We start from the raw sequence: 13,947 nt of genomic DNA, 5'->3' as shown, positions 1-13,947 counted from the left end.
TAAGTTAAAAATTAATTGGTTTTTGAACACAGAATAGTGAACAGGGTTTTATTACAGACTTTCTATAAAGAAATGTCCTTTTGAACAGACCAAAAGGCGTGTTCAGAAAAGGACGAGTTTCGGAACAAGGAGGAGGGTTTATAAAAATTATCAGCGGGAGCATTTATAAAAAGAAGAGTTTTGAAAATATAACTTTTGGCTTTTCTAAAAGCTGCTTTAACTATCGAATAAACCATAAAGTTGTGGCGAACTGTTTAGCATTGTGACAAAAAATGTCTTCTGATTGTGAAAACTTTCTCATTTCCTTTGATTTAAGATTAAAAGCTCTCAAAACGAATAAACTATCAGTAGATGGAGGGATTTATTATGAACATGCCAAACAGCTATTTACAGTTGCATAAGAAATACTTGCTCGACATAAGTAAACAAAACAGACCTAGTGAACTCAATCAGTTTGAAGTACTTCACCTTGACCTCTATCAATGGTTACAAAAGGAACAAGGGCTTTCTGTAGCACAAGCAAAAGCCGTGATCGAAAATTTCCATATACCGAGAGAAGTCGCTTAAGCCCTAGGGCTCTTTTTTTTGTCTTTTTTCATTGAATCTCTTAATAAACGAGATCAGCTCTACTGCTTGATTCGCTGAAAGCATCGAAGGAAACTCGGAAAGCTGAAATTAAGAAGAAATGATTTTTCAATTCGTTGTTACTTAATAAAGTTGTTTCATCACAGCATGTATTTTCAATAAAAATATCTTTTCCTTCTCATCTTGAAATTTGCAGAATCGTTCAATTTCAAAACTCATTAGATCGCTATCTTCAAATAGGTAATTCTGATTTAAGGGATACCATTTATGAAAACGGCTATTACGATCAGGCGCATTTTATTAAAGTTTTAAAAAAATTCATGCATTTAACACCTAGACATTATAAAAAAATTGACTCAACAATTACATATCCATGCCTGAAAGACATACGTTTTTTGCTATCACTTATAATAATGCTATTATTGCTTTCAATGATAACCGTATTTTTCTTCATTTGATTGAGACGTTCTTCGTTTATCAGCTCGTTTTTTCATTATTATAATTCTTTCATAAAAAATACAACTTCGGTCGTCAACATTTAACGACCGAAGTTGTATTTTTTATCTTCACATTAAGTTTTTATCAAAAATTCACTCATATATTCAAACTGTTTTTGTTGACGTTCACTTAACTTATCTGCGACATAATTTTTTATTAATTCATCTAGAATAGCGTATGTCTTTGTTTCATCCATAAACTTTCCTAGCACATTAATTTTTATGTGCAATTCTGCAGGAACTTTAATAGATTTCACAGCATTATTTTTCCCAACCACTGCTTTTTTTACTGATTTTCCCTGATCAGGCGTAGTATCTACATTTTTAATTTCTTTTGGCTGTTTACTAGGAAACGCAATGTCAGTTGTTTGTACTTTTATCTCCTGCTCTTTTAAAGAGGGTGCCTCATACTTAAATGGATCTTTCGTTTGATTAAACTGAATAGGTTCTGGCCTTGGTATTCCGTTTTGCTTTTTATTCTTAGTTTTGATCAAAGGACCTTTAATGTTTTTGCTATTACTCACCTGTTGCCCCCTCCTCTTTAAAATGTTTAATATTTTCAAGTCGTTCGATATTTTCCAACATTTCTTCCACTACTTTAATAAAAGTCTGGTGGGCTCTCTTATCATGCTGATCTTGGTTTGCAATGCCGGTTATATCCCATGCTTTTAAACGTTCAAGATGCTTTACGTAATTCTCATATACATTATCTTCACCAAATATTTCTTGCGCTCTCATGACTGTAGACTGATCTACACGACCGCCGGCCCGCAACAATACCGGCAGAACACCGACCACTTGAATGTCCGCATTATATTCATCTGCCATAAATTGAAGATAAGATACATAAGTTTCTGCTCCTTCAAGAGATAATTCCTGTGCCTGAAGAATAATCAAAACATAATCAGCCGCCATCATTGCATTATCTGAATAGTCACTAATAGTCGGAGGTACATCAATAAAAATGTAATCATATTTATTTTTTATTGGCTCCAACAGTTTTTTTAAATATGTAATTTGATCAATGTCTTTTTTGAATTTAGAATATAAAAATTTGGGCAGATTTTTAAATGTCACGTGAGCAGGTATTAAATCTAAATTCTCATGCATTTTTACTATAGTGTTCATTAAATCTCCATTCTTGAATCCTTCAAATATTGTGGCATTTATGTCTCCTATCCCAGATGATCTAGCTACAATGGTAGTCGCATTAGCTTGCGGATCCATATCGATTAATAGGACCTTTTTATTAAATTCATAAGCAAGTTCCCACGATGCCATAACAGCCACTTTTGTTTTCCCTACTCCACCTTTAAAGTTACCAACTACAATTGTTTTAGCAGCCATCTCGTTTCTCCTCTTTATTTGTATTTTCAAACATATTTCCACCTAACAATTTTCCACTTTTGTATATTTCAGATTTTAACATAAGTAGAAATATGTTTGAATCATTTGTTGTAGTTGTAGCGGTTTTTAAATCTTTTTTTATAAATACCGCTTTAAAACCTTTATTCTAAATTTGTAACATAAATGTAATATTCGAGGGTTTTTGATTAAACTTTCTCGCACAGGTGGAAATTTCTACTTTTCCACTTCTGTTAAGTTTGTCAACTTTCTCGCACAGGTGGAAATTTCTACTTTTCCACTTCTGTTAAGTTTGTCAACTTTCTTGCACAAGTGGAAATTTCTACTTTTCCACTTCTGTTAAGTTTGTCAACTTTCTCGCACAGGTGGAAATTTCTACTTTTGTTAGATTTCAATATCGCTTAAACGTTGATGTTAAGGGATTCATTAATTTAATTTTTTCTATACTTTCTCGCACAGGTGGAAATTTCTACTTTTCCACTTCTGTTAAGTTTGTCAACTTTCTCGCACAGGTGGAAATTTCTACTTTTCTACTTCTGTTAAGTTTGTCAACTTTCTCGCACAGGTGGAAATTTCTACTTTTCCACTTCTGTTAAGTTTGTCAACTTTCTCGCACAGGTGGAAATTTCTACTTTTGTTAGATTTAAACCTTTAATTTTCCTCTTTAAAGCATTTTACAAGCTTAAAAAATTATTGTATGGTTGGTTACAGAATTAAAAAAAGCTGTTCTGCAACTTTACGATCGTTGCTTGGAACAGCTTGTAAATATTATATTTTTTGATGATTTCACGCTTAGCTTAATAAATGTTTCTGTATAAAGAATCGTACAATTACCATTAACTATAAAAACAAAATAAAAAAGGCAAAAGCGTGTTAAACAGGTGCGACCAACACCTGTTTAACCGTTCACCGTGAAACGCCCACGGTAAACACCTGCTTTCACCAATATACTTGTTTATGCCTGTATTATAGGACAAATAAACATTTTATTCAATGGGAAAGTTTCTCCTTTTTAAGCAATTGAAAAGACGTGTTTACCGTAATGACCGGTAAACACGTCTTTTTTGTTATTATAAAAGGAGAAAAACTATATGTCTGAACACAAAATTTTGTCTCATAGTGAATTTCAAAAATTACAGTATCATAAACCTTACGCAATTAATCATGCAGAGCAACAAAAAACAAAACTACTACTTTTCAATCCGATCAAAGCAGCTTATGGTGATAAATTTTATCGTTTAAAAAAAGGGTCCCAACAATCCATTGAAATGATCTGCTGGTTTGGTGCTGAAAAAGGATTCTGTTTCGCGAGCGATGATTATTTTGCAAAACGCTTTAACGTTACAGATAAAACAATCCGTAACATTTTTAAACAGCTTCGCGATTATGGCCTAGTTTATACAGTATACCGCCGATCGTCTACTCAAAACGGACTTGGAGCACCTGTTCATCTATTTGTAAAACATCCATATTTTAAACAATGGATAGAACTTCTTCAATTAGCCGATTTCCAACCTGATTTCCAACCTGAAAATATGGAAAACCCTTGTGAGAGTAAGGATCATAAGCAAAAAAAAGATTCTACCAAGTATTTATCTTTTAATAAAAAGATTTTAAAGAACTTACGTAAAACAATCCGTTTAGATAAAACATTCACACCAAAAAATGTTCCTGAAAAATTTATTGAAACCGTAAGCCCATTTATTACAGATGCAAAAGATATTTATGTACTTTGGAAAAAAGCTCTAATGACGTATGGAAAGTCCAAACTATCTCATCCAATCGAATTTTACCTGGACATTACGATAGATGCGTTTAAACAAACTGTATTTGCCCATAAACAAAAAAAAATCAAAAAAGACTTTAATGGCTATTTTTATGGAACACTTATGAATATGTTTGTTTATCAAAAAAGAAAAGAATTGTTGAATAGTCATCCCTATTTTTATAATTGGCTTGAAGATAGAGATATTAAAATAATTGAGCAGCAAAATAAAATTAATTATCAACAGCATGAAGAGGTAGAATTAATAGCAAAAAATGATTTTTTTACTATGTTGAAAAATAAAGAGATATTTTTAAATTGAAATTATGGTTTTATTTTGAATTTTTCACTATGTACATAATTCAAATATATAATATTTATGTCTTAAATAGTGACTCATTAAAAAATAATCAAACCAATCAGCCAACTATTTAACCTGGTTTACTCTCTTTTAACAAGAACAACTATCATTCAAAAGAACGTTAAATAGGCTAGGTAAGTATATGGTAGTGGGTATATGTCATAGCTAATCAACGAGTATTTTAAATTGATTGTCCATTGAGATTAAGTTAATATCCATTTTTTGTTTAAATAAAATATTAAAAAACTCTGTCTGCTAATAATATTTATCTAACTATAACCAATGGAAATACCTTACTTAACGGTCAATGGATATGAAAAGGCTCGTATTAGCCCTAAAAGATAACGACTTAATATTCTTTACATGTTGCCTTATGAAAGTATTGGAAGATGATTGTGTAAGTCAACATCTGAAAAAAAACCATTCATTTTTAGAAGAAAGGGATTATTGTTAATAATTTGTATTTGTTCTGTTAATTTCGTATAGGCGGAAACGTAACTATTCGCTTCTTGATGACAACAAAATGCTATATAGCCGTAGATCCAAGACCAGCAATTAATACTTTCTTTATTTCTTTCCCCACGCATAGATATAGAAGTCACAAGGCGATGTTAAAACTAGCCTATCCATATCTGAAAACAGAACGGATCTTTAAATTTCAGACAACAAATCTGTATAATTATGTGTTTTAAGATAATTATTAAACATAATGAATAAAGAGGAACAGAGTAGAATAGAATGAAACATACTAGAGTCGTTTTCTTTCAATCTTTAAAATCGGTATTGACTAATCGGATAAACTAAACAGTCTATGGTCATTTTTATTATAATGAATAATTTTATATAAAAGGGGCGATGATGAGTGAAACAGCGTCAAGATGCTTGGTCTAAAGATGATGATCTATTACTTGCTGAAACGGTACTCCGGCATGTTCGAGAAGGAAGTACACAGCTAAATGCGTTTGAAGAAGTTGGGGATCAACTAAATAGAACCTCTGCAGCTTGTGGTTTTCGATGGAATGCAGTCGTGCGACAGCAATACGAAAAAGCGCTGGATTTAGCTAAAAAACAAAGAAAACAACAAAATCGTCTGCTAAAAGCAGAACAAAAGAAAGATAAGGAAGATTCATACAAAATACCGGTATTGACTAAAACAGCAACTACGCAATCGATTCGAATTAACCAGGACCGAACACAGCTCACAATTGACGAAGTGATTGGTTTTTTACGTAATATGGACGCCTCAGAGAATATAAAAATGGAAAATGACAGGCTACGCAATGAATTAGAAGTAGTAAGAAATGAAAAGATAGATTTGGAAAAGAGGCTATGTCAACTTGAAAAATCAGCTTTAACTATGCAAGAAGACTATGAAACAATGATGAAAATTATGAATCGTGCACGTAAACTCGTTGTATTAGACGAAGATGATTCACCACGTGCATCTTTTAAGATGGAAAGCAATGGAAATCTAGAAAAAATAGCTGAATAAAGCAGCTAACAAACATTTATATCAAACTCTTTTTTTCTATAAACTATTTAACAAACTTTTTAAAAAAGATCCTTTCAAAAAATGGTGAACGGCATAGCTTATGAGACGGATGTGAACACATCTCGAATAAACATTGATCTAAATATATTACTAGTACAATGGACTTGTATAAATTACTCGTAAAAAACATTTGAATATTAACCTAAATATTGAAAACGTTTTCAATCGTAAACTTATTCATCGTTAATTTATTATATTTTGGAATGTATTATATTATTTACTTTCTGAGGTATAACGCCTTTTTAATTAAGTCAAATAAAGAAAAGATAGATGATATAGAGTAAATTTAGAAAGGGGTAACCAATATGTTAAAAAATGGAGATTGGATTATTACTCAAGTCGATAATTACCACGTAATCGGTTTTATTGAAAATATTTCTATTACACGAAATGAAGTATTTATCACTAAAGTAGCGAATTACATTGATGGTTTCACACAATCGATAAAACCAACACCGAGACTATTCACCGTAGATCGCGTTGAAAAACTCTATCTAACGCTTGAAAAAGAGGACTGGGATTGTTTGATTGATTTAGCCATTCAAACCGGCGACGAGAAATGGTTTGATCAATTAGCTGAAAGAATGTCGTTGGCCGTACAAGAAAAAATAAAAACAACATCAGCTCCCTCAAAACCTAATAGTTTTTAAAGTAAGAGCTTGAAAATGATGGTTTTCTATTAAAGAATTGTCACATATTTGTTAAATTAACAACGTAAACTCTTATGTTTTAGCAATTATTTTTTTGATGGCTAGTGAAAGTACTAGATAGCTGAAATTCCATAACACCTAATATACAAATACGTTCACATACAGAAAGTGTATACGATAAAAATGACTGCGTGGCACAAAATTTTTCGTGAAAAACATACTTAAAACAGTAGCATAAACCGTAACCATAGTTTGTGCTACTGTTTTAAGTAATTTATACAATAGAAGAGAAAATTTCAACAGGAATGATTTTTGCGTATACTTAACTCTTTATCTTTTTTTCCTTAGATTTTTTCTACTTTTAATCGCTGTTCATTTGTAGGCAAAGCTTTTAGGTGGTATGAAAATAAATTTCTTATCTGTTCCATTTTACTACAAAAAAACGACTTGACGATAAGTTTGTATAAATTATTTTTGCCGCTATCCCCTGCTTTTACAGACATTCGATATACGCTTATACATGCTTGTCACCAATATTAGCCGATTCCTGCAAGAAAAATCTTGAGCTAAAGAACGACAAAATTAGTCAGATATTTCATTAGTCAGATACTCCAAAGCAGCAAACTTTTGTTTAAACGAGTCTCCACGGTTTTTGAAATCTGTTTTTCGAATTCAAATATAAATGGGAATGCCGGTTTTCCGATTCAATCCCTTTTCTAGTCTGTATCCAGAATACTTCCTAAAAGTGTGTAGCAAAACTGCAAATGGCTCGGTTTTCCCCTTATCTTATACCAACACTTTTTCATAATACTTCTATGATATAAAAACCGTTTGACCATCAAACACCAACGGCAAAGATTATTTTTTAAGGACGTGGCCAATTGCTTTTTTTTACATTAATACTTTGTTGATTCTCTGCTATCAGATGTTCCAAATCTGGAGCCAATCCGCCATCAGGAAAGGTATTCTTTCGCATTTTTTCTTTACTCGCCTCATTAGCAGCAGCATGCATTAACTTTTCATAAGTAGAAGGGCCGAGCAAGCCAATCAGTGTATCACGGTCTTCTATCCATTCTCGGAGAAGATGGGCAATCTCGATCTCTTTCACCTCACCCGCAAGTATCATCCGCTGGGCGTTCGCAAGCACTTTCTCGTATGTCTGAATTGCACCGTAAATAAATTCGTCAGACTTTCCTTCCATTTTTAAATACTTCTTGTTCTTTTTCATTCGTGAGCACCTCTTTTTATAGAGTGGAAAAAAAATAAATCGCCCTGTAAACTGAAGACTTTTCATCTTTTGGTATAGTACTGCCGTGTATTTATAAGTCAACACAAGTTTAAAAGCACCTCAGTTAGATTATGGCCATAAACCACGCAAATATTACATTTTAAAAGATATATGTCGGAATTTGATGATCGATAACTCTTTATTTGTAAGCGCTTTCTGCTTATAATAATAGTGGGTTGGATGGCACGTGTGGCCGTCACGGTATCGAGCGTAGGCGGGGCTCATACCACGTGAGCAAGTAGACTGGTGATGTTCTGATTTCTACTTCAGTAGTAAGGTTTGTTGTTCAGCTACTGGCGGAAAAAGTTCATCCATCTTCACATATTCTATCAAGCGATTAGAACATGTGAAGATGGATGAGCGCTCCATAAATACTTGAGAAGTATATAAAATATTTTTAAAAAGGAGCCAATAAAATGAATATTAAAGAGGGTTTAATATGTTCTGCTTGCGGAAAGCGGATTTTGGAAAAAGATTTGATCGCTTGGACCGAGAATAACGATTTTGTGCACCTCATCTGTGACACCATTCAAATAAGAGAAGGTGTAAAATTTATGGGGCGAGCAGAAAAGCTAAAAGAACAAAGAGCTCTTCATGAGAATATTGCATAATCATAAAACTCCCTTGAGGAGCTTTTTTTTATTTATTAAAGAAGAATAATTAGGGTCTTTCTTCGATCCTTTCTCAGTGCTCAATTACGTGAAATAGGTAAAAATCGATATAGCGGTTATCAATGTTCTTATTACGGAATAAATTAATGAAAAAGAGTTATTAAAAAGAACAAATCGAGCATTTAAAATTACGTTACTGAGCGCTTTCAACAATCAAATACAGGTAAAAATGAAAGCGTTTACAAAAAGACGAGTGTTATTGTTGTTAGCGATGTTATTACAATTGAGCAGATTTTATTTTCAGGTAATTTAGGGGGAATGTACAGATAGAGAGTTTGCTCATTATAATTCACGTTTTAAGACAGAGATATTTCTATTTAAACAATTGGAAAAGCATTCATCTATCATGCAAACTTGTCGTCGATAAATAGACAAATGATGCGCTAAGTATTCATATAATCACAGAAGGGTCACTTCATGGGAAGTGACTAAAATGATTCAATTACACTCTTCCTTATCAAAAATGCTTTTAGAAGTTGGACTTTCAATGAAAAATTGCTATTCATTCATAAATTCTCACATTAAAAACGCGGGAGGTCTTAATATGGGAGATCCAGGTGCTAGTCAAGTCGAAAACAAGCATAAAAAACTTGGTCTGTCAGATGAGCAAGTTCTACACATGTATCAAGATATGCTTTTGGTACGAAAAATTGATGAACGGACGTGGATTTTAAATCGAGCTGGAAAGCTTCCTTTTGTACTTTCTTGTCAAGGACAAGAAGCAGCCCAAATTGGAGCAGCCTATGCCCTCGATAAAAATAAAGACTACCTGTGCCCCTATTATCGTGACGCAGGGGTTGTCATGGTCTTTGGAATGACAGCAAAGGATTTAATGCTTAATTCGTTTGCTAGAGCAGAAGACCCAAATAGCGGAGGCCGTCAAATGCCGGGGCATTTTGGTGGGAAAAAGTATCGCATTTTATCGGGGTCAAGTCCAGTAACGACCCAAGTTCCACATGCAGTCGGTTTGGCTCTGGCAGGGAGGTTAGACGGAAAAAACCTTGTAACTTTCGTTTCTTTTGGAGAAGGATCAAGTAATCAAGGAGATTTTCATGAAGGAGCCAATTTTGCCGGTGTCCACAAGCTTCCTGTTATCTTTTTCTGCGAAAACAATAAATATGCAATTTCAGTTCCTTACTCAAAACAAGTCGCATGCAACAGCATCGCGGATCGAGCCTTAGGTTATGGTTTCCCCGGTGTCAGTGTAGATGGAAGTGACATTCTTGAAGTATACAAAGTAACAAAAGAGGCAGCCGATAGAGCGAGAAGAGGGGAAGGACCTACGTTGATTGAGGCTCGTTGCTTTCGCTATATGCCGCACTCCTCTGATGACGATGACCGGACATACCGGCCAGAAGGAGAAGTGGCTGAAGAGAAAAAACAAGATCCTATACACCAATTCAATCATTACTTAAAAGAGGTTGGCGTGTTAAACGAGGTAAAAGAAAAAGAAATTCTTGAATGGATAACCAAAGAAATCGATGAAGCAACTGAATATGCTGAAAACGCACCATCTCCAGCGCCAGAAGATACATTAAAACACATATATGCAGAATAGGAGGCAATAACCAATGACAATTGTTTCTTATATTGAGGCCATCAATCAGGCTATGCATGAAGAGATGACACGTGACCAAAAAGTTTTTGTACTGGGAGAAGATGTTGGATTAAAAGGAGGTGTCTTTAAAGCAACACAAGGTCTGTATGAAGAGTTTGGAGAAGCACGAGTCATGGACACTCCTCTTGCTGAATCAGCGATTGCAGGGGTAGCAATAGGCGCAGCAGCATATGGATTGAGGCCAATTGCTGAAATACAGTTTGCTGATTTTATTATGCCGGCTGTCAATCAAATTGTCAGTGAAGCTGCCAAAATGAGGTATCGTTCGAACGGAGACTGGAACTGTCCGCTCGTGATCCGTGCTCCCTATGGAGGAGGCGTTCACGGGGGGCTTTATCATTCCCAATGCGTTGAAGCAATGTTTTGTAATATTCCAGGCTTAAAAGTGGTCGCACCGTCAACACCCTATGATGCAAAAGGATTATTGATATCAGCTATTCGTGATGAAGATCCTGTCTTGTTTTTTGAACATAAACGTTGTTACCGATTCATTAAAGGGGAAGTACCTAACATAGAATACACTGTTCCAATCGGAAAGGCGGATGTGAAGAGAGAGGGCGAAGACATTACAGTCATTACGTATGGACTTACGTTGCACTTTGCTCTACAAGCCGCTGAAAAATTGGAGCAGGATGGGTATAGCGCCCATATTTTAGATTTGCGAACTCTTTATCCACTAGATCAAGAGTCGATTGTACAAGCGGCTCGCAAAACGGGCAAAGTTTTAATCGTTCATGAAGATAATAAAGAAGGCGGCATCGGAGGAGAAGTAGCTGGCATTATTGCAGAAGAGTGTTTATATGAACTTGATGCGCCTGTAAAAAGACTTTGTGGTCCAGATGTCCCAGCCACACCTTACAACGGGGTAATGGAAAAATTCTTTATGTTAAATCCAGAAAAGATTTATAAAGCAATGGCAGAATTAGCCGCATTTTAAATAGATTGAGGTGGCGATCATAGCAGAGAAGTTAGTTATGCCCCAGCTTGGGGAAAGTGTAACGGAAGGCACTGTGTCCAAGTGGTTAGTCAGTGTAGGAGACACTATTAAAAAATATGAACCGGTTTGTGAAGTAACGACTGACAAAGTGACTGCAGAAGTGCCCTCCTCCTTTAACGGAACCATTTTAGAAATTGTAGCAGATGAGGGCGCAACCATTCCAGTAGGCGGATTAATTTGTTACATTCTTTCCGATGATCAAAGCAATACATTGAAGACATCTACACATGATTCCTCAAAACAAGCTGAAGATTCTTCAAATCAGTTGGTTATTCCTATGGAGAATAAACAACGCTACTCACCTGCTGTTTTAAGACTGGCACAAGAACATAATGTAGATCTCTCTACTATTGATGGAACGGGAAATGGGGGACGTATTACTAGAAAAGACATCTTGCATGCAGTAACGATCAAACAGGATATAGTGGCACCAGCTGTTCTAGATCCTTCTAATATACCTCCTGCCATCAATCCAAGAGACGATGTAATTAAGAAACAAACAGAAAAAACACCTATACAAAAAGAAAGTGAACTGTATAAAGAAGATCAAAAAGTTCCAAATACGGCCATTCGAAAAGCAATTGCTAGACGTATGGTAACAAGTAAACATGAAGCCCCACATGCATGGTTCACGATTGAATGCGATGTGACAAATCTTGTTCGCTATCGTAATCAAATAAAAGATGAATTTAAGCAAAAAGAAAACATGCCCCTTACCTATTTACCTTTTTTTATTAAATCCATAGTGGAATCGTTGAAAGAATTCCCCATTTTCAATTCACAATGGACCGAGGAAGAAATTATTCTCAAAAAAGCGATTAACATTTCACTTGCTGTTGCAACAGAGCATGCGTTGTTTGTTCCGGTTCTTAAAGATGCCGATCATAAAAGCATTTTTGGTCTTGCAAAAGAAATCAATCTGTTGGCAAGGAAGACGCGAGAAGGAAAGTTAACAGTTGAAGACATAACTGGAGGCACATTTACTGTTAACAATACAGGTTCTTTTGGCTCCATATTATCCAACCCCATTATAAACTATCCGCAAGCAGCTATCTTAAGTGTTGAAGCTATTGTAAAGCGTCCAGTGGTGATGAATGACATGATCGCCATCCGGGATATGATGAACATTTGTTTGTCCTTTGATCATCGAATTGTTGACGGATTGGTTAGTGGACGGTTTCTTCAAACAGTTAAAAATAAAATTGAAGCTTATGGCTCTGAAACAACGATTTATTAACTACTTAGTGTTTTTTATTAGTAATTATAAAAAAATTTTGATACCTCTAAAAAGGATAAAAAGGTACCTTTTTATCCTTCTTTCTTAATTTAAAAACTATTCATGTTTGTAAGAGTCTGCTTCTACATAAATATTTTAAAAAAGGAAATGCAATAAATGATTAGTAACGTACATTTGAGAGATAAAAGGAGGAGAGGCTATAATGAATTTTCAGCTAGCAGAAGAGCATGAAATGATCCGAAAGATGGTACGAGATTTTGCTAAAAAGGAAGTAGCACCTACAGCAACTGAACGGGATGAAGAAGAGCGCTTTGATATGGAAATTTTCCGTCGAATGGCAGAGCTCGGTTTAACAGGTATTCCGTGGCCCGAAGAGTATGGAGGAATTGGCAGTGATTATATTTCTTACTGTATAGCAGTGGAAGAATTGTCTCGTGTGTGTGCCTCAACCGGCGTAACACTCTCTGCGCATACTTCCTTAGCAGGATGGCCTATTTTGAAATTTGGAACAGAGGAACAAAAACAAAAATATTTAAAACCGATGGCACAAGGAGAAAAAATCGGTGCTTACGGATTAACTGAACCTGGTTCAGGTTCAGATGCAGGCGGTATGGCAACATCGGCTCGATTAGAGGGCGACGATTACATTTTAAATGGCTCCAAAATTTTTATTACAAACGGCGGTATTGCGGATACGTATATTGTTTTTGCTTTGACAGATCCTTCGGCCGGGAAATACGGTATCACCTCTTTCATTGTCGAAAAAGACTTTCCTGGTTTTTCTGTTGGGAAAAAAGAAAAGAAACTGGGTATTCGCTCTTCTCCAACGACAGAGATTATATTCGAAGATTGCCATGTCCCCAAAGAAAATATGTTGGGTAAAGAAGGCGAAGGGTTCAAAGTAGCTATGATGACACTTGATGGTGGACGAAATGGCATTGCAGCTCAAGCTGTTGGAATTGCTCAAGGCGCGATGGATACCGCTATATGGTACGCCAAAGAACGGAAGCAATTCGGCAAGGCTATTGCTGCAAATCAAGGTATTTCTTTTAAGCTGGCTGATATGGCCACAGCCATTGAAGCTTCTCGTCTTTTAACCTATCAGGCTGCATGGCTAGAATCTAATGGTTTACCTTATGGAAAAGCGTCCGCCATGTCAAAACTGTTAGCTGGTGATACAGCGATGAAAGTAGCTACCGAAGCAGTCCAAGTATTGGGTGGTTACGGATATACAAAAGAATATCCGGTAGAGCGCTATATGCGTGATGCCAAGATTACACAGATTTATGAGGGTACACAAGAAATTCAACGAATGGTAATTGCAGGGCACCTTATAAAGGACTAATAAAAAGAGGAAGAGA

The 13,947-nt window shown here is 35.2% G+C and carries 12 protein-coding genes; 9 read left to right on the top strand and 3 right to left on the bottom strand.

Features of this window, described 5'->3' with window-relative positions; translation table 11 throughout:
- Positions 1–366 precede the first annotated feature (366 nt).
- Positions 367–567 (top strand): hypothetical protein, encoded by a 201-nt coding sequence (locus ACZYRN_RS18935; protein WP_488913137.1) that lies wholly within the window; start codon positions 367–369, stop codon positions 565–567.
- Positions 568–1,156: 589 nt separating this feature from the next.
- On the opposite strand, the gene ACZYRN_RS18930 is transcribed toward ACZYRN_RS18935, so the two are convergent.
- Together ACZYRN_RS18930 and ACZYRN_RS18925 are read right to left on the bottom strand one after the other, a co-directional pair.
- A complete protein-coding gene (locus ACZYRN_RS18930; protein WP_488913136.1) occupies positions 1,157–1,606 on the bottom strand; it encodes a hypothetical protein in 450 nt (149 codons plus the stop codon).
- Positions 1,599–2,429, bottom strand: coding sequence for an AAA family ATPase (locus ACZYRN_RS18925; RefSeq protein ID WP_488913135.1), 831 nt, complete (start codon positions 2,427–2,429; stop codon positions 1,599–1,601). Before ACZYRN_RS18925 ends, ACZYRN_RS18930 begins: the two co-directional genes overlap by 8 nt.
- Before the next feature lie 1,109 nt (positions 2,430–3,538).
- Here ACZYRN_RS18925 and ACZYRN_RS18920 point away from each other — a divergent pair.
- The 3 genes from ACZYRN_RS18920 (at position 3,539) to ACZYRN_RS18910 (ending at position 6,775) form a co-directional block, all read left to right on the top strand.
- Positions 3,539–4,534, top strand: coding sequence for a helix-turn-helix domain-containing protein (locus tag ACZYRN_RS18920; RefSeq protein WP_488913134.1), 996 nt, complete (start codon positions 3,539–3,541; stop codon positions 4,532–4,534).
- 901 nt (positions 4,535–5,435) lie between these two features.
- The gene (locus ACZYRN_RS18915) at positions 5,436–6,065 is read left to right on the top strand and encodes an RsfA family transcriptional regulator (RefSeq protein WP_488913133.1); all 630 of its coding nucleotides are present in this window, start codon (positions 5,436–5,438) and stop codon (positions 6,063–6,065) included.
- Positions 6,066–6,430: 365 nt separating this feature from the next.
- Positions 6,431–6,775, top strand: coding sequence for a hypothetical protein (locus ACZYRN_RS18910; protein WP_488913132.1), 345 nt, complete (start codon positions 6,431–6,433; stop codon positions 6,773–6,775).
- Positions 6,776–7,640: 865 nt separating this feature from the next.
- On the opposite strand, the gene ACZYRN_RS18905 is transcribed toward ACZYRN_RS18910, so the two are convergent.
- The gene (locus ACZYRN_RS18905) at positions 7,641–8,003 is read right to left on the bottom strand and encodes a hypothetical protein (protein ID WP_488913131.1); all 363 of its coding nucleotides are present in this window, start codon (positions 8,001–8,003) and stop codon (positions 7,641–7,643) included.
- 476 nt (positions 8,004–8,479) lie between these two features.
- Here ACZYRN_RS18905 and ACZYRN_RS18900 point away from each other — a divergent pair, with 476 nt between their 5' ends.
- The 5 genes from ACZYRN_RS18900 to ACZYRN_RS18880 all read left to right on the top strand — a co-directional run bounded on the left by ACZYRN_RS18900 (position 8,480) and on the right by ACZYRN_RS18880 (position 13,931).
- Complete coding sequence (locus ACZYRN_RS18900; RefSeq protein WP_488913130.1) at positions 8,480–8,674, top strand: hypothetical protein; 195 nt, start codon at positions 8,480–8,482, stop codon at positions 8,672–8,674.
- Between the two features lie 604 nt (positions 8,675–9,278).
- Positions 9,279–10,292 carry a thiamine pyrophosphate-dependent dehydrogenase E1 component subunit alpha gene (locus ACZYRN_RS18895; protein WP_488913129.1) on the top strand — a complete coding sequence of 338 codons (1,014 nt, stop codon included), beginning with the start codon at positions 9,279–9,281 and terminating at the stop codon, positions 10,290–10,292.
- A gap of 13 nt (positions 10,293–10,305) precedes the next feature.
- The gene (locus ACZYRN_RS18890) at positions 10,306–11,289 is read left to right on the top strand and encodes an alpha-ketoacid dehydrogenase subunit beta (protein ID WP_488913128.1); all 984 of its coding nucleotides are present in this window, start codon (positions 10,306–10,308) and stop codon (positions 11,287–11,289) included.
- Between the two features lie 19 nt (positions 11,290–11,308).
- The gene (locus ACZYRN_RS18885) at positions 11,309–12,586 is read left to right on the top strand and encodes a dihydrolipoamide acetyltransferase family protein (protein ID WP_488913139.1); all 1,278 of its coding nucleotides are present in this window, start codon (positions 11,309–11,311) and stop codon (positions 12,584–12,586) included.
- A gap of 202 nt (positions 12,587–12,788) precedes the next feature.
- Positions 12,789–13,931 carry an acyl-CoA dehydrogenase gene (locus ACZYRN_RS18880; RefSeq protein ID WP_488913127.1) on the top strand — a complete coding sequence of 381 codons (1,143 nt, stop codon included), beginning with the start codon at positions 12,789–12,791 and terminating at the stop codon, positions 13,929–13,931.
- The last annotated feature ends 16 nt before the right edge of the window (positions 13,932–13,947 follow it).

It is taken from the genome of Domibacillus sp. F004 (genome assembly GCF_057814295.1).
Note: the sequence above shows the minus strand (reverse complement) of the source record. Positions and strands in the feature narration are given on the sequence as shown.